The sequence below is a fragment of the Neisseria sp. 83E34 genome (assembly GCF_001308015.1).
Taxonomy (GTDB): Bacteria; Pseudomonadota; Gammaproteobacteria; order Burkholderiales; family Neisseriaceae; genus Neisseria.
In genome coordinates, this window is sequence record NZ_LGYH01000001.1 from 25,341 (window position 1) to 49,383 (window position 24,043).

Consider the following 24,043-nt stretch of genomic DNA (forward strand, 5'->3'; position numbering starts at 1 on the left):
ATCAAACTCCTAGCGGTCTAATGCCGCAATAAACTGTGTTGCCTCTGCGCGGGTTTGTGTGTCTTGGGCCAAGAGGCTCTCAAGGCTGTTGCCGTCATTGGAAAAGTTTTGTTCCAAGCAATGTGCAACCACGCGGGCGATGTCTGTAAAACGGATTTTTTCTGCCAAAAAAGCATCTACGGCTATTTCGTTGGCTGCATTCAACACACAAGGCGCGTTACCGCCTGCTTGCATGGCCTGATAAGCCAATTTAAGACAAGGAAAGCGGTTAAAATCCGGTGTTTTAAATGTTAAGCCGCTTAAGGTGTTGAAATCTAATGGCTTAACACCTGCGTCAATGCGAATTGGCAGGCCTAAACAATAGGCAATCGGGGTACGCATGTCAGGGTTGCCCATTTGTGCCAAAACCGATCCGTCAAGATAGCGCACCATGCTGTGAATGACGCTTTGTGGGTGGACAACCACTTCCAGTTTCTCCGGCGGGCAGTGAAATAACCAATGTGCTTCAATTAGCTCCAGCCCTTTATTCATCATGCTGGCCGAATCAACCGATATTTTTTTACCCATGCTCCAGTTGGGGTGTTTTATAGCTTGAGCAGGTGTGATGGTATCAAACGTGTTTAAATCAGTCTCAAGGAAAGGGCCGCCGGAGGCGGTCAGAATGATAGACTGAATTCCGTGTTTGTGCGGATTATCTGTGTAATGTTCGGGCAAAACTTGGTAAATGGCATTGTGTTCGCTATCAATCGGCAGCACTTTTGCTCCCGATTTTGCGGCGGTTTCTATAAAGAGCGCTCCGGAAACAACCAAGGTTTCTTTGTTGGCCAGATAAATGGTTTTGCCTTTTTCGGCAGCCGCTAAAGTGGGCGGCAGGCCGGCTGCGCCGACAATGGCGGCCATTACGCCGGTTACTTCCTCTGCTGTGGCAACATCAATCAATGCCTGCGGCCCGAATAGTACTTCTGTGTCTGTGTTGCTTGCTTTCAGACAGGCATTTAACTCTTGGGCGCAGGCTTCATCCGCTACTACGGCAAATTTGGGGCGGAAAGTATGGCATTGTTCTGCCAGTTTGTTTACCTGGCGATGGCCTGCAAGTGCGAAAACTTCGAATTTTTCGGGGTGCCGGGCGATGACGTCCAGTGTGCTGACGCCGATACTGCCGGTTGCACCAAGTATGGTTAGAGTTTGTTTCATGATGTTGGTTCGTTTTCAGACAGGCATTTACAAGATGCTTATCTGATATGTTTTTTATTTGTTATGTCGTTCAGACAGGCATTGTGCGGGTTATATAGAATGCCTGTCTGAAAAGAAGTAATTAGGCAAACAGGAAATTAATGGCTGCATAAACGCTCAATACGGCAAGTAATGAGTCTGTCCGATCGAGTACGCCGCCGTGGCCGGGTAGCAGATTGCTGCTGTCTTTTACACCGGCGGCACGTTTGAGCCAGCTTTCCAGTAAGTCTCCGCAAATGCTGACAATAGTTAAAATAGCAGCGATACACGCAGCTCCAAGCCATGTGGTTTCAAATCCGAGCCAGCCGGCGCTGCGCACCAGCAGCATATAAATTATGGCGCATAGCATGCCGCCTGCGGCACCTTCCCAGCTTTTGCCCGGGCTGATTGAGGGAGCGATTTTGCGTTTACCGTATGCTCTGCCTACAAAATAGGCAAAAGAATCGGCAACCCAAACTAGCCCCATAATTGCTAAAAGCGGCAGCGCGGATTCAGGTTCGGGGCGTAAGCCGACTAGGGCAAACCAGAATGGCAGCATCAGCATCCAGCCGACAGTCAGGCCTTTCCAGTCATTAGGCAAGGACCATTTATTTTTAAGCCATAAAGGCATCACCAGTAGCCAGAAGCCCAAAACCAGCCACCAAGCAAGTGCGGGAAGCTGCCAGCCGCCTGAGTGGGCAAGCAGCATGAATAAAGCTGTTCCTGCCAGATAGGGCATTTTCTGTTGATATTCCATTTTGCACAAACGGCTGTATTCCCATAGGGCAATCAGGGCAATTAAGCTGCAGAAAAAAGCCCAAAGGCCGTTTGGTGCATAAAACAGCATGCCCAGCATTAAGGGCAGCAATACTAACGCGGTAAGAATGCGTTGTAACATGGTTTAATTCCGTTGCTGGTCCGCCGGCAATTGCTCGGATGTGCGGCCGAAGCGGCGCTCACGTTTTTGAAATGATGCGATGGCTTCGTTGAATGCTGCTGCATCGAAATCCGGCCATAATGTGTCGGTAAAATAAAATTCGGCGTAAGCCATTTGCCAAAGCAGGAAGTTGCTGATGCGTGTTTCACCGCCTGTTCGGATGAATAAATCGGGTTCGGGTGCTTCTGCAAGCATCAGGTGTTTGGCTAAGTCGGCTTCCGTTAGCTCGGTTTTGCCTTCTTTCAAGGCACGATTGGCCGCCTGAAGAATATCCCAGCGGCCGCCGTAATCGGCGGCAACCACCAGAGTGAGGCCGGTGTTGTTTGCGGTAAGCGCTTCGGCTTCTTCAATGCCGTGGCGGATTTCGGCATTAAAGTGGGCGCGCTCGCCGATCACTTTCAGGCGCAAGTTGTTTTTGTGCATTTTGTGTACCCGTTTTTTTAATGCTTGCAAAAACAAACCCATCAAGAAAGACACTTCTTCTTCCGGCCTGCGCCAGTTTTCGGTGGAAAACGCGAAAACGGTCAGGTATTGAACACCCAGTTTGGAGCACTCTTTGCATAGGTTTTCCAAGACCTTAAGCCCGCGTTTGTGCCCCATTACCCGGGGTAACAGACGCTTTTTTGCCCAGCGGCCGTTGCCGTCCATAATCACGGCGATATGGCGGGGAATCTGGGTATGTTCCAGAATGGTTTGGGTGCTGCTCTTCACGGTGTCGCTCCTTCAGGCAGGCCTGTCTGAAAACGGGCCGGGATTAAGCGGCTTAAACAGCCATTAAGTCTTCTTCTTTGGCTGCGAGCGTTTTATCGGTTTCGGCGATGTATTTGTCGGTCAGCTTTTGAATGGCTTCTTCGGCACGGCGTGCTTCGTCTTCTGAAATTTCTTTTTCTTTCAGAAGGTTTTTGATTTCGGTGTTGGCATCACGGCGGACATTTCGAATGGCAACACGGCCTTCTTCCACTTCCCCGCGCACAACTTTAATCAAATCTTTACGGCGCTCTTCCGTGAGCATGGGCATGGGTACGCGTATAACATCGCCCATGGCGGCCGGGTTCAAGCCAAGGTTGGAATCGCGGATGGCTTTTTCGACCGCGGCAGCCATGTTGCTTTCATATACTTTCACGCCGATGGTGCGCGCGTCGAGTAGGGTAACATTGGCTACTTGGCTTACGGGTACGGGGCTGCCGTAATATTCAACGTCTACTTGGTCAAGCAGACCCGTATGGGCGCGGCCGGTACGCACTTTGGCTAAATTGTCTTTCAATACTTCCAAAGATTTCTGCATTTTGCTTTCGGCGCTTTTTTGAATGTCATTAATCATATAGGGTTCTCTTTAAAAATGCTTAAGTTTGCCCAACCGTAAAGTCGGAGTGGATGAAAGGGCCGGATATGGGGCAGGGGTCGGCTGCGTTGGGTATATTCCGGCAATTTGGGTGTAATCGGCTTATTCTAGCCGCGGTTAGATGCCTTCGGCAAATATAATGTCTAAATCCCTTGTGGGGATGAAATTGTGTTTGACGGCGCGGAAATGGTTTGGGCCGACTTTTTTCAGTGATTTATCCCAGCACAATGATACTAATTCGTTTGGATCACGTTCGATGGTGAGCGTAAAGGTACCGATAGGTCCGGCCCAGTTGGCGCCGGTAGTCAGTATATAGCTTAATGCGCTGTGAGCCGGATAATTTTTTCCGCTTGTTTTCATTTTACGGCGGAAATTGTCATCAATACAGTAGGTGGTATAAAAGGTATTTTCTTTATTTTTTCGTGCATCGAAGTGAATGCTGCTGCCTACCAGCGGCGTGTATTGATGTTGGACTTCGGTTATTGAGCTTGCTTTAAAAGTTTGCTTCCAACTGTATATGATTTGGGCAGCCCAAGGAGAAAAGTGGCCGGTGTCTTCTTGTTGGTTAAGGGCGGCTTTTAATTTGTGTATTTGCGGATTGTTGCACCGGCTTAGTTTTTTATGCAGCTTGATGTTGTTGTGTTGTTCAGTCCAGGGCGCCATTAATTCTGAATCGCTGAAGCCGCATTTTTTCAGTGATTCGGTTACATCAACCGGTTTGCCGGTTTGCCCGTGTGCATGCATAAAGGCACGTACATGAATATCGGGCTGTAGATTTTTGCCGTTAACTTGAACTTTAAAGCTTTTAACCAGTGCTGCCGTGTTGGCAAAGTCGCTATTGTAAAAGCGCTCCAATATTGGCAGAGGAAACAGTATGGTTTCGTGGATATCCTGTTTGCTTTGGTTTTTGAACTGATAAGCCACGCGGATTTGCTGTTTGCTGATGTATAAATCTTCGCTCAGCATTTTGATATACGGGTTTTCCAGATATTCAATGCCGCCGGTGCCGATAAAGCCGGAACTGTCGTTGGCTTGTACAATAAGCGGTGTCAGCAGCGATGCAGTAAGTAGCAGGCGTATCCTCATGGTGTTTCCTGTTCATAAACATCTGTTGGGCATGGCCGTATATTATATTGAGCGTTACCTATGTTCAGTATGAATCAAGGTTTGATTGTGTAAGCTTAGAGCGTGCCGTATGTATCTGACGACACGCTCTTTACAGTTTGTCGGTGTGAAATTTCATCATTCATGCGTACTACCTTATAAATTGCAGTTTGGTATGAAATCTCACAGTTATGTAACCAGCCAACAGTTAATTATGAACCAAGGTGCCTTCGTCTTCGCCGAGGATAACGCGTTTGAGGGCACCTTCTTTGCTGATACCGAATACCACGATGTTCAGTTTGCGTTCGCGGCACAGGGCGAATGCGGTGGCGTCCATTACTTTCAGGTTTTTAATCAGCGCTTCGTCAAACGTGAGGGTTTGGTAGCGCACGGCGGAAGGGTCTTTTTTCGGGTCGGCATTATAAACACCATCGACATTGGTGGCTTTCATCATGATGTCGCAGTTCATTTCCGCGCCACGCAGGGCAGCTGCTGTGTCGGTGGTGAAGAACGGGTTGCCGGTACCTGCGGCGAAAATAACCACTTTGCCTTCTTCCAAATATTGGATGGCCTTAGGGCGCGCATAAGTTTCGGCGATTTGCTGCATGGAGAGTGCGGATTGTACGCGGGCTTTGACGCCCAGTGATTCGAAAGCGTCTTTCAGTGCCAAAGCATTCATAACGGTTGCCATCATGCCCATGTAGTCTGCGGTGGCACGGTCCATGCTGCCTGCTTGGGCGGATACGCCGCGAAAAATATTGCCGCCGCCGACAACCACGCCGACTTGCACGCCCATGTCGGTGATTTCTTTGATTTGGCTGACAATTTGCATGATGGTGTCGCGGTTGATGCCGAACGGATCGTTGCCCATCAGGGCTTCGCCAGAGAGTTTCAGCAGTACGCGTTTGTATTTGGTTGTTTGGGTCATGGGGGTATCTCTCTATGCTTTTGGAATTCAAACGCCGATATTATACGCTTTTCAAGCTGGAAAGGCTGCGTTTTTTTAGCGGTTTGGGGCGGGATTTTTGCTTTGTTTTCCCCGCTGCTAGTGTTGTGAAAACTAAACTTTCATAAAAGGTGAGACGAAGCGGTAGGCAATATTAAGTTTTACATTGGCAAACCTGATTTGGCTTGGGCAACATGAGGCCTTACAATTATTGTTTTCTACGAGTAGGGTAAACCATAATGCAAAAGTTGATAGCCGGTGTGGACGAGGCGGGTAGAGGGCCTTTGGTAGGCAGTGTTTTTGCTGCTGCCGTGATATTGCCGACGGATTATCAATTGGCAGGGCTGACTGACTCAAAAAAGCTGACTGAAAAAAAGCGCGACGAGCTGGCTGTGTTGATTAAGGAGCAGGCGCTGGCTTGGTGTGTGGCGTCGGCAAGTGTGCAGGAAATTGCCTGTCTGAATATTCTGCACGCAACCATGCTGGCGATGAAGCGTGCGGTGCAGGGGCTGTGTGTGCAGCCGGAGCATGTGATGGTTGACGGGAACCGTGTTCCTAAGGATTTGGGTGTTTCTGCGGAATCGGTTGTGAAGGGCGACAGCAAAGTTATTCAGATTTCCGCTGCTTCGGTGCTTGCCAAAACAGCGCGTGATGCGGAAATGTATGCTTTGGCACAGCGCTATCCGCAATATGGTTTTGACCGCCATAAAGGCTACGGCACGGCAGCGCACTTGGCAGCATTGCAGCAATACGGTGTGCTGCCGGAGCATCGTTGTGATTTTGCGCCGGTTAAGGCTTTGCTGGTGCAAGGGAAATTATTTGAGTAAGGCTGTGCTGTATGATTGGTCGGGCGGTAAACAAAATGCCTGTCTGAAACATTTTCAGACAGGTATGTTTAATTGATTCTATAAGGTAATCTTTACCAGATTTGATCAATAGTTTGCTCAATCTTGCCGGCAATTTCCGAGCCTAAGTGGCGGCTGAGCAGCAGGTTGAAATCTTCATCCGGTGTGTAATCCACCAGTTTCGGCGCTCTAATCACATCGCGTGACACGCTGTACACACTGCCGAAATCATCAATCAAGCCTACGTTTTTGGCTTCGGAGCCGGTATAGACGCGGGCACTGAAAATTTCAGGAAAGTCTTTTTCTTTCAAACGTTCACCACGGCCGGTTTTCACGGCTGAAATGAATTGCTGATGTATTTCTTGCAGCATTTTTTCCAGAATGGCTTTTTGCTCCGGGGTTTCGGGCGAGAAGGGGTCGCCGAAGCCTTTGTTGCTGCCGGCTGTATGCAGGCGGCGTTTGACACCGAGTTTGTCCATCAAACCGGTAAAGTCGAAGCTGCCGCTGATGACGCCGATGCTGCCGACGATGCTTGAAGGATCGGCATAGATTTTGTCGGCAGCGGCAGCGATGTAATAGCAGCCGGATGCGCACACGTCTTCGGCCACCACGTAAACCGGAATGTTTTTGTGTTCGGCTTTAAGGCGGCGGATTTCGTTAAATGCGGAGCTGGATACTACGGGCGATCCGCCCGGGCTGTTGGCGCGGATGATGATGCCTTTAACGTTTGAGTTGGCATAAGCCGCTTCCAACCCGTCGCGTAACATGGCGACTTGGTCGCGGTAGTGGCTGCTGATTATGCCGTCGAGTTTGATAACGGCGGTATGTTCGCCTCGTGTGCCGACGATGCCTTTGCCTTCTTTTTTCGGGCTGCATGAGCCGATAATGGAAGCGATAAAGGAAACCATCAATAATGCCCAGACACAGCGCCAAAAATTGCGCCAAGTGCGTGCGCGTTGCCGTTCTTTATAGGATTCAAGCAAAACGGCGCGCAGAGTGTTGCGCTCCCAGTTTTCTTGAGGATTGTCGCCCAATTGCGGTGTTGGTTCGCTGTCGCGGCTGATTTTGTATGACATATTACGGATATTCCAATGTATTGAGTAACGTTATTGTAGGGACTTTATACCTGTCTGAAAAGTTCGGTTTTTAAAGTGTGTTGAGAAAATCGGGCAATTCAGACAGGCATGAGAGGATGGCTAAGTGCGGTGCGCTCTGAATTTGCGAGAGGGTGTGTGCGCCGGTTGTGATGCCGACAGCGCGGATTTTGGCATTGGCAGCCATTTCTAAATCATACAGGGTGTCGCCGACCAACAGAGCTTTTTCGGGTTGCACGCCTAATTCGTCGCAGATTTCCAAAAGCATATCGGGTGCGGGTTTGGGCGGGCATTCGCTGGCGCAGCGGGTGGCAAGCCAGTAATCGGCCGTGCCGGTTTGTGCGATGGCTTTGTTTAGGCCGCTGCGGCCTTTGCCGGTGGCAACGGCGAGCCAATAGCCTTGTGCTTTTAATGTGTTCAGACAGGCAATGGCATCATCAAAAAGCCGCATGTTCTGGTTGTTTGGGTTGAGTTGGCTGCGGGTGTAAACAAGGGCGATGTGCTCTTGCCGGCTGGCGGGCAGGTTGGGCGCAAGTGAGTGGATGATGCCCGGCAGGCTTTTGCCGATTAATGATCGGATGTCTTGCTCGGAAGGCGTGTCCAAATCGCATTCGGCAAATGCGTGCTGCATGGTGCGGATGATGGGGAAGGTGGTATCGGCCAGCGTGCCGTCCCAGTCGAAAATGATGAGTTTTGGGGGCATAGTGATTGTTCTTTGTTGGGGATGTGAGTGCGCATTGTATTACAATGCGCCATGTTTTCAATAGCTTGGGGTGGTAGTGCCTGTCTGAAATACTTTTTTCAGACAGGCATTTCTATTTGGTTGAATAATGAGATTTCAGCTGCAACTGTTATCCAGTATCAATAATATTTGCTGCAATTCTTGCGGCAATTCGGCTTTTAGAACCAGTTTTTCGCCTGTTAGGGGATGATGAAGGTGCAGTTCAGCGGCGTGTAAAAACATTCTTTTTAACCCCAGTTTCTGCAAGCGTTTGTTGGCTTGATAGTCGCCGTAGCGTTCGTCACCGGCGATGGGGCAGTTTTGAGATTGCATATGCACGCGGATTTGGTGGGTGCGGCCGGTTTTCAAGGTGGCCTCCACCAAGGTTAATTCAGACAGGCCGATCTGATGCAGCGTTTCGCCTGAAAAACGTTTCAGTGTACGCAAAACCGTGTGAGCCGACTGGCCGTCTTCGCTCACTCGCACCATCTTTTCGCCTTGCGCGCCCGTGTATTTAAACAAGGGCAGTTTCACATGCAGCTTGTCTTGTTTGAGTGCGCCCACGCCAAGGGCGAGGTAGATTTTTTTCGGATGGTCGTTGCGGATGGCTTCGTGCAGCTTAACCAGTGCGCTGCGCTTTTTTGCAATCATCAATAAACCGCTCGTGTCTTTATCCAAACGGTGGACTAACTCAAGATAGCGCGCTTCAGGGCGGGCGCGGCGGATTTGCTCAATCACGCCGAAATTCACACCGCTGCCGCCGTGAACCGCCACGCCGGAAGGCTTGTTGATCACCAGCATGGCATCGTCTTCATAAACAATGCCAAACTCGCGCGCCGGGGCAAGCTGAGAGGCAGGAAGTGCCTGTTTTTCGGCCGTGCGCACCGGCGGGATGCGCACTATATCGCCGGTTTCAATGCGGTCGGAAGGTTTGCATCGCTTTTTGTTCAAACGCACTTCGCCAGAGCGGATAATGCGCAAAACATGGCTTTTAGGCACGCCTTTTAAAACTTTAAACAGAAAGTTATCAAGGCGTTGCCCCGCATCGTTTTCAGAAATATCCAAATGGTTGACTAAGTCTTTGCTAATTGCAGGCATTTTCTAATATAATCCGCAGGCTTGCTCTTAAAACAGGCAAGTTAATTGATTGATACCAAACCTGTAAATCATTATTGAAACGGCCGGGCCATAAGCTTCGTGAAGCAGATTGGGCAGAGGCGTGCCGAACGATAAAAAATCAGTTTGATTAGGGTTTGGTGGGCTATTTTATATTAAAAACGCACTCTACAAAGCATTTCTTCCGGCTTGCCGCCAAGCCCGCCAAGCCGGATACAGTAATTAAGTTTGACTTTAGGTTTGAATAGGCAGCCGCTACAGCCGTAAGACGTTAAACACAACGCCGCTTCGGGCGGAAAACCGTTCAAACGATAATTTAAGAAGTTGATGGCTCTATTCCGGGTGTTGTTGGGGGTGGGATTTGTCCTGCAACAGCACTGTAAAAATATCGGGTTTCTGCCCGGCCGGCGTGCATAAACGGCACGACAATCGTTCTTTATTGTTCCTTCTTTAAATTAATATTCCGCACATGCCGCCGCCGTTTGAGCAAACCATGCAAACCACCGGCCTTAATATTTTTCAGACAGGCATGATTGCTGCGGAAGCAGAGTCTAAATACTGGTTACGCGCTTCGTATAGTGCCTTATGGGTTTTAAAAATATTTAAAACCAAGAGGTTATAATAAAATGAAACGCATGTTGTTCAATGCTACGCAAGCCGAAGAGCTGCGCGTAGCAATTGTAGATGGCCAAACCCTACTGGATCTGGACATCGAAACGCTGGGTAAAGAGCAGCGTAAAGGTAATATCTATAAGGGTGTGATTACCCGCATCGAACCGTCGTTGGAGGCCTGTTTCGTTGATTACGGTACTGACCGCCACGGCTTTCTCCCGTTCAAAGAAGTTTCCCGTTCCTACTTTCAAGATTACGAAGGCGGCCGCGCGCGTATCCAAGATGTGCTCAAAGAAGGCATGCAAGTTATCGTACAGGTGGAAAAAGACGAGCGCGGTAATAAAGGCGCAGCCTTAACCACCTTCATCAGCCTTGCCGGCCGCTATTTGGTTTTGATGCCGAATAATCCGCGCGGCGGCGGTGTATCGCGCCGAATAGAAGGCGACGAGCGTCAGGAATTGAAAGCAGCGATGGCCGAATTAGACGTGCCGCGCGGCATGAGCTTGATTGCACGTACGGCAGGAATCGGCAGAAGCGTTGAAGAACTGCAATGGGATTTCAATTATTTGCTGCAATTGTGGCAGGCGATTGAAGAAGCGGGTAAGGCGCATCAGGAGCCGTATCTTCTGTTTATGGAAAGCTCGCTGCTGATTCGCGCCATCCGAGATTATTTCCGCCCGGATATCGGCGAAATCTTGGTTGATAACCAGGAAGTGCATGATCAGGTTTCTGAATTCATGAGCTACGTGATGCCGAGTAATGTCGGCCGCTTAAAGCTTTATCAAGACCATACGCCGCTGTTTTCCCGTTTTCAAATCGAGCATCAGATTGAAAGCGCCTTTTCGCGCAGCGTAAGCCTGCCCGGCGGCGGCGCGATTGTTATCGACCATACCGAAGCATTGGTTTCGATTGATGTGAACTCCGCCCGCGCCACACGAGGCGCCGATATTGAGGATACGGCGTTTAAAACCAATATGGAAGCGGCGGAAGAAGTGGCCCGCCAGATGCGTTTGCGTGACTTAGGCGGCTTGGTGGTAATCGACTTTATCGATATGGAAAATCCCAAGCATCAGCGCGATGTGGAAAATGTGTTGCGTGACGCCTTGAAAAAAGACCGTGCGCGGGTGCAGATGGGCAAACTTTCCCGTTTCGGTCTGTTGGAGCTTTCACGCCAGCGTTTGAAACCCGCTTTGGGCGAAAGCAGCCATATTGCCTGCCCGCGTTGCGCAGGCACCGGCGTTATCCGCGGTATCGAATCGACTGCACTGCATGTGTTGCGCATCATTCAGGAAGAAGCGATGAAAGACAACACTGGCGAAGTGCATGCGCAAGTGCCGGTGGATGTGGCTACCTTCCTGTTGAATGAAAAACGTGCCGAACTGTTTGGTATGGAAGAGCGTTTGGATGTTTCGGTGATACTGATTCCGAATATCCATTTGGAAAACCCGCATTATGAAGTAACCCGCGTACGGATTGATGATGTGGATGAAGATGCGGCGCCGAGTTATAAGCGCGTGGCGGAGCCCGAAAAAGAAGATACCGTGCCGTTTTCTTCTAATAAGGCAACCAAAGCCGCGCGCGTTGAGCCGGCGGTAAAAGGCGTGCGCCACGACCAGCCTGCGCCTGTGGTTGAAGAGAAAAAAGATTCCTGGTGGGATAACTTCAAATCTTGGTTTAAAGGCCTGTTCGGGGGCGGTAAAAAAGAAGAAACCAAGCCTGAACCGCAGCGTAAAAGCGGCAATACCCGACGCAATATGAAAAGCAACCGCCACAGCGGCCGCCGCGGAGGCAACCGGCGCAATGCAGGCCGTAGCACCGCTGCCAACTTGGATGCAGAGGACGGAGAGAAAAACCGCGAAGAGGTGGTAAATGCGCAAGAGCAAGTGAAACAAACGCAAAGCCGCCGCCAAAGCAACCGTCAGGAAGAGCGCAATCAAGAGCGCCGCGATAATCGTAAAGAGCGGAAAGAAGCGCGAGATTCTGCCGGAGAGGACAATGTGAAAGCTGTTCAAAACGAGCAGCAAAACAACCGCCGCCGCAACCGAAAAGAACGCAGCAACGAAGATACGGTGCCTGCGGCACAGGCTTTGATGCCGATAGGATCCGCCAATGTTGCACCAATGGATGCGGTTGATCATGTGCAGGCGGAAAAAGCAGCGTCAGAAAAACCTGCCAAATCAGGTAAAGGCAACAAAGTCGAGCAGGCTGCAAAATCCGAAAATGCCGAAAAACCCCGCCGCAGCAACCGCGAGCGGAACGAGCGTAACCGTTCAAATGATCGGCGCGGCGGCCGAGGCGAGAAAAAACGCAATATTCCTTCTGCCGAGAAAATCGAACGTAACCTGATGATCCCGGCCATCGGTGACCGTGTACGCGATGCGGTGGCTCATGTGTTCGGTGAGAATAAAGCCGCGCCTGTGGTGGTGTCGGTGCAAGGTTTTGAAGATGAAGCCGCAAACACTCCGTTGGTGATTACGATTCCCGAACCTGTGGTAGACGCGCCTATGCCTGCGCCTGTTGCTGCTTTGTTTGCAACAGAGGAGGATAAGGAAGCTGCTATCATTGCCGAAAGCAGCGCCAAAGTAAAAGAAGCAGTCCGTATGATTGTGGGAGAGGTGGAAGCCGCGCCGGCGGAAATTGTGCCGCAAGCTGAGAAGCCCAAAGCCAAGCCGGAGGCCGCCGCCAAACCGAAACGCAAAACCGCTTCTGCTGCCAAGACGAAGCAACCCCAAGCGGACTTGGGCGGATTGATATTGGTGCAAACCGATAGTGCAGCCATGGCTGCGGCTGAGCAAATCGAGCAGCCGGAGCTGCCCAAAGGCCGCCGCCGCTCAGATGTGCCGCGATCTTCTGCGGAAGATTCGGTAAGCAGCGAACCTTTGCAACAAGTGGAAACCACTTCTTCTTAACTGAGATATGATATGGAATGCCTGTCTGAAAAATGTTCAGACAGGCATTTGTTTGACCATCCTGAAAGTATGTATTGAAGTGAAAAACTCATCTTTCCGATATTGGTTGGCAGCAATGCGCCTGCGAACTTTGCCGCTGGCTTTGGCATCTGTTTTGTGCGGTGCCTTACTGGCGAAGTTGCAGCAACAGCATGATTTTGCGGTGACATTGTTGTGTTGCATAACTGCAGTGGTTTTGCAGGTGTTCAGCAATCTGGCCAATGATTTCGGAGATGCCTGCCACGGGGCGGACCATGCGGATAAGCAGCCGCGGCGTATGGTGGCGTCTGAGCTGATTGCCAAGCAAACCATGCGCCGTGCGCTGGCGGCCGTGGCAGGATTGTGTTGTTTAAGCGGCATTGTGTTGCTGGCACGAGCATTACCGGCCATCGGGTCGACAGGTGCATTGGTGTGGCTGCTTTGGTTGGGATTGGGAAGTGCGGCGGTTGCGGCGGCATTTACCTATACGGCGGGTGCTAGGCCTTACGGTTACGCGGGCTGGGGTGATTTGGCGGTGCTGGTGTTTTTTGGTTGGCTGGGTGTGCTTGGAAGCGAATATTTGCAAACCGGTATGCTGAGCGGTTGGTCTTTGCTGCCGGCAACGGCGTTGGGGCTGTGGTGCAGCATGGTGTTGAATTTAAATAATATGCGTGATATCGAACACGATCAGGCTGCCGGAAAAATGACGGTGGCCGTACGTTTGGGATTGTCAGGTGCGAAGTGTTACCACTTGGTATCGGCTGTTTTTGCCGCAGGTTTGTGGCTGATTTGGCTGGCTCATGCGTTTAACGGTGTTGCTTATGCCTGTCTGAATATGATTGTTGTGGTGCTTTCGGGAATCCATCTTTATCAAGTGTTTCATTCCTGCCGAAGCCGAAGCGGTTTGGACAAACTCTTGCGGCGGTGGAGTGTTTCGGTGTTGTTTTGGGTGGTGTGTTTGTGGCTGACAGCGCTCTAATTAAGCAAGAAGTAAAGCCATCTGATTTGTGTAATGTTATGTAATAACAATGGTTTACATCTGAAAAAGGGTTGTGTATGATAATGGATACCATATACCTCAATCAGAAAAGGAGCTTGCTATGAGCGAATGTAAAATCCATCAAAACCATGATCATGTGCATGGCAAAGGTTGCGGCCACACCGCTATCAAACACGGTGATCATGTTGACTATCTGCATGACGGCCACTTGCATCACGAGCACAACGGCCATTATGACGAGCATGTTTTGGAAGTGAATGAAACCAATCCCGATGGCTGCCATCCGGTGCATGATTGTGCCGGCCATGTGCACGGTGAAGGTTGTGGTCACGAAGCCGTGCCACACGGCGACCATATCGATTATATCGTGAATGGTCGTTTGCATCACCAACACGGTGATCATTGCGATGACCACGGCCCGGTTGAAATCGTGAAATAAAAAATCGAGCGTAATTATAAATGCCTGTCTGAACTGTTTTCAGACAGGCATTTTATTTGGCGCGTTGTAGGGATTCAGGAAGCTTATAAACCTGCTGCCGCTTTCAATGCGGCGGCTTTATCGGTGCGTTCCCAAGTGAATTCCGGCTCTTCGCGGCCGAAGTGGCCGTAGGCGGCGGTTTTGCTGTAAATCGGGCGCAAGAGGTCGAGCATCTTCACAATGCCTTTGGGGCGTAAATCGAAATGCTCGCGCACCAGAGCGATCAATTCTTCTTCATTCAGTTTGCCTGTGCCGAAGGTATCGATAGAAATCGAAGTGGGTTTAGCGATGCCAATGGCGTAGGAAACTTGGATTTGGCATTGGGTGGCCAAGCCTGCGGCAACAATGTTTTTAGCAACATAGCGACAGGCATAGGCAGCGGAGCGGTCGACTTTGGTCGGGTCTTTGCCCGAGAATGCGCCGCCGCCGTGCGGTGCTGCGCCGCCATAGCTGTCCACAATGATTTTGCGCCCGGTTAGGCCGCAATCGCCTTGCGGGCCGCCGATGACGAAGCGGCCGGTCGGGTTAATCAGGTATTTGGTTTCGGGCGTGAGCATTTCTGCGGGCAATACGGGTTTGATGATGTGCTCCATCACGGCTTCGCATAATGCTTCATGTTCGATTTCCGGATCATGTTGGGTTGAGAGCACCACAGTGTCGATGCGTTTGACTTTACCTGTTTCAGCGTCGTAAACGCAGGTGATTTGGGCTTTGGCATCGGGGCGTAGCCACGGCAGTCGGCCGTCGCGGCGCACTTCGCTTTGGCGCTGCATCAGGCGGTGGCTGTAATAAATGGCAAAAGGCATCAGGGTTGGGGTTTCATCGCAGGCGTAGCCGAACATCAGGCCCTGATCGCCTGCGCCTTGTTCCAAATCCAAACCTTCACCTTCGTTTACGCCTTGCGCGATATCGGGCGATTGCTGGTCGTAACACATCATCACGGCGCAGCCTTTGGCATCGAAACCCAGCTCGGAAGAATTGTAGCCGATGCGCTGGATGGTTTCGCGGGCGACTTTGATGTAGTCGACATGCGCGGCGGTGGTTACCTCGCCTGCCAATATGCACAAGCCTGTGTTGACTAGGGTTTCCGCCGCAACGCGGGCGGTAGGGTCTTGCGCTAGGATTGCATCGAGAATGGCATCGGAAATTTGGTCGGCAACTTTATCGGGGTGGCCTTCGGAAACGGATTCAGAAGTGAATAGATATTCGCTCATTGGGAAATTCTTTCTGCAAAAGGGCAAACAGATTTTCCGTTTGCCGATAGAAACCAAATGGCGCAAATTATAGCAGAGAACAGGGCAGAAAGGCGGTTTTATCCGGCGGCAAAATAAACAATTTGCGTGCCCAATTTGATTGTTTCGCGCGACCTGATTATTAAGCTCCGGATTCACTACCTGCTTAAACTGAAAAGCATACCTGTCTGAAAGCGGTTTTCAGACAGGCATGCTTATTGATTCGGAGCTTGCGGGGCGCCTGCGGGATGTTTGTAGCGGTTGTAGGCAAACAGGTATTGGGTGGGGAAGCGGCGCACCCAGTATTCGACATTGTCGTTGATGGTTTGGGCGTCGTGGGTTTTGTCGCCGCTGAGTTCGCCTTGTAAAGGTTCGATATGCAGCACGAAACCTTGCCCGTTCGGCAGCCTTTCGCCGCAGAAAAACAGGGTTTTTACGCCTTTTACTTGGGCGAGTTTGCCGGCCAGCGTCATGGTGTAGGCGTCGTGCCCGAAAAACTTGGCCCATACCCCGTCGCCTTCTTCAGGTGCAGGCACATGGTCGGGCAAGACGATGGTTGCTTCGCCTGCACGCAGGGCTTTGATGATTTTTTTGACACCCTGCATATTGGTTGGTGCGGTTTTGCCTTTGCCGCGCACGCGGCCTGCCTGCATCACGGCATCGAATGCTTTGATTTTGGGCGGTTTGTACATGGCGGTTAATGGAAAGGGGAGTTGCTGGCTGATGTAGCGGCCGGCCAGGTCGTAGCTGCCGATATGCGGTGTGATAAACAGCAGCCCTTCGCCTGCGTTTAATGCGGATTGAACGTGTTCCCAACCGTGTACCGCTTTAAACAGGGTTTCGATGCTTTCTGGCGATCTGAAAAAGGCTACAGGTAATTCGAGACCGCCTTTGGCAGTTTCTTGCAGCACGGCTTTTACCGTTGCATCGTCCGCATTCAGGCCTGCGGCTTGCAAGTTGGCTCGGATGCGCTGTTTGTCGGAGGAGTCGAAATAAAATGCCAGAGTGCCCAATATTGCCCCCAAGCGGTGCAGCCAGGAAAGCGGTAAGGCAGCCAAACAGCGGAACAGGAAAAATACGAGGCTCTGCATAATGTGGATTTATGAAATGGAAAGCGGATTGTAATAGAAAATGGCAGATGCGCCCAACAGAAGCGGCTATTTGATTGGTAAATGTATCGGATGCCTGTCTGAATAAAACACTTAGGGATCTTTGAACAAACGTTATCTTGCTTTAAGCGTTTGCCCCTGATAGTTGCCGTTTGTCTAAATTATGATGAATATGTATGCCAATGAAAATAGAATAAAGCAATATATTTGAGAATAATTAGGTTCAATACAAGCATTGTCGTTTAATCTGTAATGAACTAAAGAGGTGTGAAAAGCGTCTTTAATATGACTGCAAAAAATTGATTTATGAGCAGTCTGTTTAAGGGTAATAACATATAAGAGAAAATGTAATATGAGAGAAAACCAAACTATTTTGGCTGCGGGCAACCAAGCGGCCAATGTTGCAGGCGACAGATTTACCGATGGTGACGAAGCCGTTAAGGCAACCAGCAACAAGCTGGTGGGCTATGTATTGGATAATGCGAGCAATGCAGAGTCGGCTGTGGTGGAGAGTTATTCCATTAATGGTATGACCTACAAAGCAGGTGACACAGCCTCTATTTTCGGTATTGGTACATTCAAGCTGAATGCAAACGGCATTTATGATTTTTCAGTGGAAGGGCAGCGTGTTCAAAAGATCCAAATGCCCGTGGTGCGCTACACCGTGAAAAACGGTGATCAAACCGATCAATCTGAATTGACCATCACGCTCGATAAACAAATCGTTTCCCAAGCTTATCCTGAAGCCAATGAGAAAGCCAATGTGGCGGTAAATTTGAATACCACCGGTGTGTTGAGCAATGGCGAAGCCAGCGGCAACGTGTTGCACAATTATGAAGGTTCAGACAAGCCTTATATTGCAGGTTTCCTCGTGGGCAATGCTTATTATGCCAGCGGGCAGACTGTGAAAGTGGATAACTTCGGCGAGGTTACGGTTAACCGCGACGGTTCTTACACCATAAAAGCCGACGCTTTGAAAGCGGGAGCAAAAGCGCCGGTTATCGCGTTTACCGTGAGCAACGGCTATGCCGCTTCCTCTTCCAGCTTGGTGTTGCGCGTGCCTTCAGATAACGAAAGCGTGCTAACCGATGATGATGAGCTTCAGGCAGAAGTTAGCGGCAATGTGCTGGAAAACGCCAGCAGCACGCTGGGAGGCAAACCTTTTGGAAACTTGGGCGTAACCAGCTTTAAAGAAAGCGGTATGAATTACAAGCCGGGCGACAAAATTCAGTTTGACGGCGGTACCTTGCAGCTGAAAGCCAACGGCGATTACGAATTTGTTTCCAACGGCGCATACACAGTTTATGAAACGCCGGATGTGACCTACACCGTGAGCAACGGCAAACAAACCGATAAATCAACGCTGAAAGTAAGCTATGACTGGGGTCATATGGAGGGGGAATTCGGCAGGTTTGTGGAAGACAAAGGCAAAGTTTTAGCAGGTGATAACCGAGTGAGCGGTTCTGCCAAACTGTTGGGCGGAGTAGACGATTCCGATTTGCTGCTGGGCGATGCGTTCAACGTAGCGGCGGCAGGCAGCGATACTATCATTGCCGGTACACGTGCTGCTTCAAGCTCTTCGGATATTTTGGTTGGCGACCGACTGAATATTGATCACTTGAGCTGGAAGTCAGGTGACGGCACTACCGTTCAAGGCAGCAGCTATGACAACGCCGTAGCCGGCATTCGTGATTATTTGAGAGCAAACGGTATTTCCAGCAGCGATGAGGAGGTGATCCGTTATGTGCGCGAAAACTACAAAGATTTGGTCGACACCAATCCGCAAGGCGGTGACGACAAACTTGTAGGCAGCCACAATAACGATATCCTAATCGGCGGTGCCGGCAACGACACGCTCACCGGCAATGCAGGCAAAGATGTTTTTGTGTTCGCCGCCAACAGCAACAGCGGCAAAGATGTGATTACCGATTTCACCCGCGGCTACGACAAAATCGTGTTTACCGATTTGAACGATCCTTCCAAACTGAACTGGAATGCTTCCACCGGTGTATTGAGCTTTACCGGCGTGAAAGACGGCCACACCTACCAAAACAGCATTACCATTCACAATGCTTCGACTGATTGGAAAGTGGAAGATTTGGTAACCAATGCCGGGCTTGTTTAAGCTGTCGGGTTTTTCGGTTGTCTTTATGAATCAATAAACAATGCCTGTCTGAAAAATGTTTCAGACAGGCATTTTCGTTGGTTGGATTAAAGTTGGCCGGAAGAGGCGGGCGTAGCTTCTTGTTGCGACGCTTTAGATGATTTGCTCAGATTTTTTTTCTGGGCTTTTTTCTTTTTAGCACTTTTCTTTTTGGCTTTGGTGGTTTTTGCCTTTTTGTCATCTTTCACTTCTTTGTCAACAGCAGAGCTGGTTTCTGCATCGGCAGGCAGAGCCGAAGGCACGGGAGAAGTTGGGTTAGTAGGCGCAGCCGTTGGGGCTGCTGGAGCTGCTGGGGTTGAAGGCAAAGAAGTAGGCTGGTCAGGCGTAGGCAGGTTAGGTGTGTCCGGTGCAGCCAACAAGCTGCCTGAAACCAATAACGATGATGCTAATACAACTAATTTTTTCATATTCAATCTCTCTCTGTTTTTTAAAATATAAGCTGCGGGTTGCAGCGGTTTTCATGCTAACCGCTTTGGCGTAAACAGGTGTTAATGAGGGGATAATTTGAATAGTTTTCCGTAATTTTCAATAAATGCGGTAAATAGAAGGTGGATCGCCGTAAATCTTTTTATATCAGCGACTTAGGCGGATTGTGCTGTTTATGCAAAGTCAATAAATTTTGCGGCGGGTAAAGTTGGTTTAGATTTTTGAACTTTTATCAGCTTGGTTTTGGTGCGAACAGGCGGTTTCAGACAGGCATAATGCCGCGCTACAGCTGAAGAAAGCTGCCAATACTGTACACCACGCCCATCACCCCAATCACGAAAATAACCAAAGCGGATAGTAAAGACAATCTCCTCATCCGGGTAACAATGAGTTTGTGATTGGCGATGAAAATATAAGTGCATAAAATCAAAAAATCACAAACTATCCATGAAAATACCAATATGCCCAAACTTTGCTCAGGTTGGGGCATGATTTTCATAAATTGGGGAAAGAAAGCAACGCAAAAAATAATGTCTTTGGGATTGGATATCCCGATTGCAAATGCGTTTAAAACAACAGAAGTGGAATTTGGTGTTGTTTGAAGCTTGCGGCTTACATTGCGTGTTTCTTTAAACATCCGGATGGCTAACAGAGCCAGGAACAAGCTTCCGGCCAAACTGACCAAGTTAAAGATGAACGGGTTGATAGCGAATGTGCCAAAGATGATTAAGGCTGCAAATACAATCAAGCCAAGTGATGCGGCGTTGGTTCCGATTGCAGCCAAAACAGCTTTTTTCCAGCCGTATCGATAGGAAGTATGCACCATATAGCCAACCACAGGGCCGGGTGTGGCTATCAGGAGAAAAATGGTCGCGAGATAAGTGATATAAAGTGGATAATTCATGAATTTGCCTTAGATTATGATGATTTTTTGTAATGCAATATTATGAGTTGACTCATGATATTTATTTGGTGGCAGGAAAACAAACAGATATAATTCCTGATTAGCATAACTTAAACTCATGAATAGCTTTGGCATAATGGCAAAACCCCTTCCTCCTTTATACGCTCTCCGAGCCTTTGAACGGGCTGTTCACTTGGAATCGTTCACGCTGGCGGCACAAGAACTGCACATCACCCAAAGTGCGGTTAGCAAGCACATAAAAACCCTTGAAAACCATTTTGGATGCCTGCTTTTTATCAGAAAGGGCCATAAGCTAACCGTTACAAACCACGGCAAAATCCTAGCCCGTGATTTGCAAAGCGCTTTCAAACTTATAGAAGGCTCGTGCCGATCATTTGAAGAGAATCGTTCTGTTTTGCGGCTGAAAGTGCCGACAAGCTTAATGATGTCTTGGTTGATTGATTGCCTGAAAGAATATAAAAAGTTAGAAAAACAACCTCATATTCATGCTTCAAGCGTTTGGATGGATACGGATTTTGTGGATTTTTCTTCGGAGCCTTTTGATTGCGCGATTCTTTTATCAAACGGGAATTTTGAAGCGGGCATAAGCAGCATTAAGCTTTTCGATGAATGGTTGGTGCCTATCTGCTCGCCAAACATATTGGAAAGAGACGGCTCGATTGATTTGGATAAACACGATGTTATCCAACCTTCGCCGGATAGAAGGGATTGGAAACGATGGCAAGCGGCCACCGGCTATGCAAAAGAAATAGCCGGCTTGCCGGGGCAAGTGTTCGACACATTGGCGCAAGCCGCATCGGCTGCCGCTGCCGGGCATGGGCTGGGCATTGGGGATTTGGCTTTATGCGCCAAAATGATTCAAGCGCAGCAGCTTGCCGTTCCGATAAAAATGGCCGTGCAAACGGGAGATGCTTATTATTTGGTGATGCCTACGGATTCTAGAAAAGAATCGGTTATTCAAAAATTTGCGGATTTTTTAACCGGCTATATCCCGGATATTCGCTTGGTAGATTCCTTAATAAATTGGTATGGAAAATAGTGTGTTGTTTGTGGGGCCGAGTTGCAGAATGCCTGTCTGAAAACTTTTCAGACAGGCATTTTGATTGGGAAAGCAATTCGGCGTTTAACCCGTATTGCGCAAGCCTTGTGCCACGCCGTTGATGGTGAGGTGGACGAGTTTGAGGATGTCCTGATTTTCCGGCGAGCGGCGCAGTTCTTTTAACAGCAGCACTTGTAGGCTGTTGAGTGCGTTCAGGTAAGGAATGCGCAAGGCGAGGGAGCGGGCGAGGCTGCGGTTTTCGCTGAGCAGCTCGTCGGTTTGCAGGATTTTGAGCAGGGCTTCGCGGCTGACTTGGTATTCTTGTTTGATCATATCAAACAAGGCGCGGGTGGCCTCGGGGCGGTCGCTCAAGGTGGTGTAGTTTTCCGCGATGGTCAGGTCGGTTTTGGCCATCACTTGCTCCATATTGGAGAGCATGGCGCGGAAAAAGGCGTTGTTGCGGGCGTGTTCCTGCAAGGCTTCCAGTTTGCCGGGTTTTTGGCAAAGTGTGGCTATGGCGGTGCCGAAGCCGTACCAGGCGGGGAGCATCAGGCGGTTTTGCGTCCAAGAGAATACCCAGGGAATGGCGCGTAAATCTTGAATGCGTGCCAGTGTTTTGCGGCTGGCGGGGCGGCTGCCGAGATTCAGGGTGGCGATTTCTTGAATCGGGCTGGTTTGCAGGAAATAGTCGATAAAATTGGGATGGGTGATGAGGGCACGGTAGTGGTTGAACGCGTGTTCTGAAAGCGCCTGCATCAGCTGCGGATCGGGTTCGCCGCCGGCATAGGGCAGCAGGCTGGCTTCCAGTGTGGCGCTGACCAGGGTTTCGAGGTTGCGGCAGGCGTTGGCAGGGTCGGCATATTTGGCGGTAATCACTTCACCTTGTTCTGTGATGCGGATGCGGCCGGCCACGCTGCCGGCAGGCTGGGCGAGAATGGCTTGGTAAGAAGGGCCGCCGCCGCGTCCGACGCTGCCGCCGCGCCCGTGGAACAGACGCAAACGCACGTTGTGGCGGCGGAAGAGTTCGACCAATTCCTGCTCGGCCTGATAGAGGCACCATGAGCTGGTTACGTAGCCGCCGTCTTTGTTGCTGTCGGAATAGCCGAGCATGATTTCTTGGATGTGGCCGCGGCTTTTGAGCAGGGCTTGATACCACGGCAAGGAAAACAAGGTGTCCATCACGCGGGTGGCGTTTTGCAGCGCTTCGATGGTTTCAAACAGCGGCACGATGTTGATGCGGCTTTCAGGCAGGCCTTCTTTGATGGAGAGCAGGCCGCTTTCTTTCAGAATCAGGGCAAGGGCGAGCAGGTCGCTGGGCTGCTCACAGTTGGAAATGATGCTTTGGCAGATGGCTTGCTCGCCGAATTCGTTTTTCACGCGGCGGGCTTCGTGGAAAATATCCAGTTCGTGTTGCGTGTGTTCGCTGTAAGTAACATAGGGGTTGTAAAGCGGGCGTTGGGTGTGCAGCTCGCGCAGTAAAACAGTTTGTTTTTCGGCTTCGCCCAGCGATTCGTAGGCTTCCAAACCGGCGTGGCGGAACAGCTCGGCCACTACTTCGCCGTGTTTGGCGGCATGTTGGCGTAAATCAAGCGGCATCAAATGGAAGCGGAACACAGAGGCGGCGCGTATCAGATCGGCAATGCGCGCTTCGGCCAGTAGGCGGCTGCCGTTGTCGAAGAGTGATTGCTGCAAAGTGCGCAAATCGTTGATAAATGCTTGGGCGTCGGCATAAGGTTTGCCCAAGCCCCAGCGGCAGCCGAGCGTAAGACCAAGTGCATGACCGGTGGCGACGATACGTGAGGAAATCAGTGCGATGGCGCGGCGATAAGGCTCTTCGGCATGGGCGATTTCGGTGTCGGGCGATTGCTCCGAGAGCAACAATACGGCATTGCTAACCTGCACACGGCGGGTGGATAAGGGCAGGTCGGCGAAGAGTTCGCCAAGCTGCTTGCGGTAGTAGTGGAACACGGCGTCGGCGTGCTGCTTGAAGGCGTGGCGCAGGGTTTTGGCGGAAACAAACGGGTTGCCGTCGCGGTCGCCGCCTATCCAGCCGCCGATGTGCAGCAAATCAGGCAGTTTGATTTCGGGAAAGCCTGTCTGAAAAGTTTGCTGCATGCTGCGGTAGAGCTGCGGCACGGCCTGAAAGAAGCTGAGTGGGAAAATGGATACGCCGTTGTTGATTTCGTTTTCTACGGTGATTTTGTAATGGCGGGTTTCGCTGGTTTGCCATAAAGCCAGCAACACGGTTTCGATTTCGCGCTGCAGGCTGTTTAATTCGTCTTGGCCGATACATTGTTCGCGCAAAGGTAGCAGGGCGCGTATGCGGCGGTGGAAATTTAAGGTGGCCTGTCGCTGAACTTCGGTAGGGTGTGCGGTCAACACGGCGGCCACGGTGGTTTGCTCGAGCTGGTTTTGCAGGGTTGCTTCATCAATGCCGGCATTTTTGAGCTTTTCGATCAAACCGGATACGCTGCCCTCGGCATGTTGGCTGCTGCTTTGTTCATAAGCGCGGCGGCGGCGTTGGTGGTGCACATCTTCGGCGATATTGAGCATTTGGGAAAACAGGCTGCACGCGATGATCAGGTTTTGGGTTTGTTTGCCGTTGAGATTGGACAGCGCGGCGGCGATGATGCGGGTGCTGTCTTGGCTTTCGGCAAGCTGTTTGACCACGGAAATCACGGCTTCGCTGGTTTCGGTTTCCAGCATACGGATAAGGGCTTGGGCTAAAAAAGCGGCGTCTTCGGCCAGCGGGGCGTCTTTAGGATTGTTAATCTGATGAAATTGCATGGTGTGCCTTTACGATGTGAAGCTCGA

At 50.3% G+C, this 24,043-nt stretch carries 20 protein-coding genes; 6 read left to right on the forward strand and 14 right to left on the reverse strand.

Annotation, left to right across the window (positions count from 1 at the left end):
- Nucleotides 1–9: 9 nt before the first annotated feature.
- The 6 genes from ispC to pyrH all read right to left on the reverse strand — a co-directional run bounded on the left by ispC (nucleotide 10) and on the right by pyrH (nucleotide 5,523).
- Nucleotides 10–1,197 carry a 1-deoxy-D-xylulose-5-phosphate reductoisomerase gene (gene ispC / locus AKG09_RS00100; RefSeq protein ID WP_054617489.1) on the reverse strand — a complete coding sequence of 396 codons (1,188 nt, stop codon included), beginning with the start codon at nucleotides 1,195–1,197 and terminating at the stop codon, nucleotides 10–12.
- A gap of 118 nt (nucleotides 1,198–1,315) precedes the next feature.
- The gene (locus tag AKG09_RS00105; RefSeq protein ID WP_054617490.1) at nucleotides 1,316–2,110 is read right to left on the reverse strand and encodes a phosphatidate cytidylyltransferase; all 795 of its coding nucleotides are present in this window, start codon (nucleotides 2,108–2,110) and stop codon (nucleotides 1,316–1,318) included.
- Between the two features lie 3 nt (nucleotides 2,111–2,113).
- Nucleotides 2,114–2,860 (reverse strand): isoprenyl transferase, encoded by a 747-nt coding sequence (locus AKG09_RS00110; RefSeq protein ID WP_054617491.1) that lies wholly within the window; start codon nucleotides 2,858–2,860, stop codon nucleotides 2,114–2,116.
- 52 nt (nucleotides 2,861–2,912) lie between these two features.
- Nucleotides 2,913–3,470: a ribosome recycling factor gene (gene frr, locus AKG09_RS00115; protein WP_054617492.1), complete on the reverse strand. Its 558-nt coding sequence runs from the start codon at nucleotides 3,468–3,470 to the stop codon at nucleotides 2,913–2,915.
- Nucleotides 3,471–3,608: 138 nt separating this feature from the next.
- Entirely contained in the window at nucleotides 3,609–4,577 is a 969-nt protein-coding gene (locus AKG09_RS00120; protein ID WP_054617493.1) for a DUF4424 family protein, read from the reverse strand.
- A gap of 226 nt (nucleotides 4,578–4,803) precedes the next feature.
- Nucleotides 4,804–5,523 (reverse strand): UMP kinase, encoded by a 720-nt coding sequence (pyrH, locus tag AKG09_RS00125; protein ID WP_009117498.1) that lies wholly within the window; start codon nucleotides 5,521–5,523, stop codon nucleotides 4,804–4,806.
- 257 nt (nucleotides 5,524–5,780) lie between these two features.
- Between pyrH and rnhB the strand changes: the two genes are divergently transcribed.
- Nucleotides 5,781–6,368, forward strand: coding sequence for a ribonuclease HII (gene rnhB / locus AKG09_RS00130; RefSeq protein ID WP_054617494.1), 588 nt, complete (start codon nucleotides 5,781–5,783; stop codon nucleotides 6,366–6,368).
- Nucleotides 6,369–6,460: 92 nt separating this feature from the next.
- Here the strand turns inward: rnhB and AKG09_RS00135 are convergent, their stop codons facing one another.
- The 3 genes from AKG09_RS00135 to AKG09_RS00145 all read right to left on the reverse strand — a co-directional run bounded on the left by AKG09_RS00135 (nucleotide 6,461) and on the right by AKG09_RS00145 (nucleotide 9,299).
- Complete coding sequence (locus tag AKG09_RS00135) at nucleotides 6,461–7,462, reverse strand: S49 family peptidase (protein ID WP_054617495.1); 1,002 nt, start codon at nucleotides 7,460–7,462, stop codon at nucleotides 6,461–6,463.
- Nucleotides 7,463–7,532: 70 nt separating this feature from the next.
- The gene (locus AKG09_RS00140; protein WP_054617496.1) at nucleotides 7,533–8,183 is read right to left on the reverse strand and encodes an HAD-IA family hydrolase; all 651 of its coding nucleotides are present in this window, start codon (nucleotides 8,181–8,183) and stop codon (nucleotides 7,533–7,535) included.
- Between the two features lie 135 nt (nucleotides 8,184–8,318).
- Complete coding sequence (locus tag AKG09_RS00145) at nucleotides 8,319–9,299, reverse strand: RluA family pseudouridine synthase (protein WP_054617497.1); 981 nt, start codon at nucleotides 9,297–9,299, stop codon at nucleotides 8,319–8,321.
- Between the two features lie 644 nt (nucleotides 9,300–9,943).
- Between AKG09_RS00145 and AKG09_RS00150 the strand changes: the two genes are divergently transcribed.
- The 3 genes from AKG09_RS00150 (at nucleotide 9,944) to AKG09_RS00160 (ending at nucleotide 14,295) form a co-directional block, all read left to right on the forward strand.
- Nucleotides 9,944–12,838 (forward strand): Rne/Rng family ribonuclease, encoded by a 2,895-nt coding sequence (locus tag AKG09_RS00150; protein WP_054617498.1) that lies wholly within the window; start codon nucleotides 9,944–9,946, stop codon nucleotides 12,836–12,838.
- Nucleotides 12,839–12,890: 52 nt separating this feature from the next.
- The gene (gene menA / locus AKG09_RS00155) at nucleotides 12,891–13,835 is read left to right on the forward strand and encodes a 1,4-dihydroxy-2-naphthoate octaprenyltransferase (protein ID WP_231623878.1); all 945 of its coding nucleotides are present in this window, start codon (nucleotides 12,891–12,893) and stop codon (nucleotides 13,833–13,835) included.
- Between the two features lie 121 nt (nucleotides 13,836–13,956).
- Nucleotides 13,957–14,295 (forward strand): hypothetical protein, encoded by a 339-nt coding sequence (locus tag AKG09_RS00160; protein WP_054617499.1) that lies wholly within the window; start codon nucleotides 13,957–13,959, stop codon nucleotides 14,293–14,295.
- An 83-nt stretch (nucleotides 14,296–14,378) separates the two neighbouring features.
- Here AKG09_RS00160 and metK read toward each other — a convergent pair whose 3' ends face one another.
- Nucleotides 14,379–15,548, reverse strand: coding sequence for a methionine adenosyltransferase (gene metK / locus AKG09_RS00165; protein WP_040667191.1), 1,170 nt, complete (start codon nucleotides 15,546–15,548; stop codon nucleotides 14,379–14,381).
- 233 nt (nucleotides 15,549–15,781) lie between these two features.
- Nucleotides 15,782–16,657: a lysophospholipid acyltransferase family protein gene (locus AKG09_RS00170; RefSeq protein WP_054617500.1), complete on the reverse strand. Its 876-nt coding sequence runs from the start codon at nucleotides 16,655–16,657 to the stop codon at nucleotides 15,782–15,784.
- Nucleotides 16,658–17,027: 370 nt separating this feature from the next.
- Between AKG09_RS00170 and AKG09_RS00175 the strand changes: the two genes are divergently transcribed.
- Entirely contained in the window at nucleotides 17,028–18,800 is a 1,773-nt protein-coding gene (locus AKG09_RS00175; RefSeq protein ID WP_054617501.1) for a M10 family metallopeptidase C-terminal domain-containing protein, read from the forward strand.
- An 86-nt stretch (nucleotides 18,801–18,886) separates the two neighbouring features.
- Here the strand turns inward: AKG09_RS00175 and AKG09_RS00180 are convergent, their stop codons facing one another.
- Together AKG09_RS00180 and AKG09_RS00185 are read right to left on the reverse strand one after the other, a co-directional pair.
- Entirely contained in the window at nucleotides 18,887–19,246 is a 360-nt protein-coding gene (locus AKG09_RS00180) for a hypothetical protein (protein WP_054617502.1), read from the reverse strand.
- A 302-nt stretch (nucleotides 19,247–19,548) separates the two neighbouring features.
- Nucleotides 19,549–20,169: a LysE family translocator gene (locus tag AKG09_RS00185; RefSeq protein ID WP_054617503.1), complete on the reverse strand. Its 621-nt coding sequence runs from the start codon at nucleotides 20,167–20,169 to the stop codon at nucleotides 19,549–19,551.
- A 136-nt stretch (nucleotides 20,170–20,305) separates the two neighbouring features.
- Between AKG09_RS00185 and AKG09_RS00190 the strand changes: the two genes are divergently transcribed.
- Nucleotides 20,306–21,229: a LysR family transcriptional regulator gene (locus tag AKG09_RS00190; RefSeq protein WP_054617504.1), complete on the forward strand. Its 924-nt coding sequence runs from the start codon at nucleotides 20,306–20,308 to the stop codon at nucleotides 21,227–21,229.
- 84 nt (nucleotides 21,230–21,313) lie between these two features.
- Here AKG09_RS00190 and ppc read toward each other — a convergent pair whose 3' ends face one another.
- Entirely contained in the window at nucleotides 21,314–24,016 is a 2,703-nt protein-coding gene (gene ppc, locus AKG09_RS00195) for a phosphoenolpyruvate carboxylase (RefSeq protein WP_054617505.1), read from the reverse strand.
- Nucleotides 24,017–24,043: the final 27 nt, after the last annotated feature.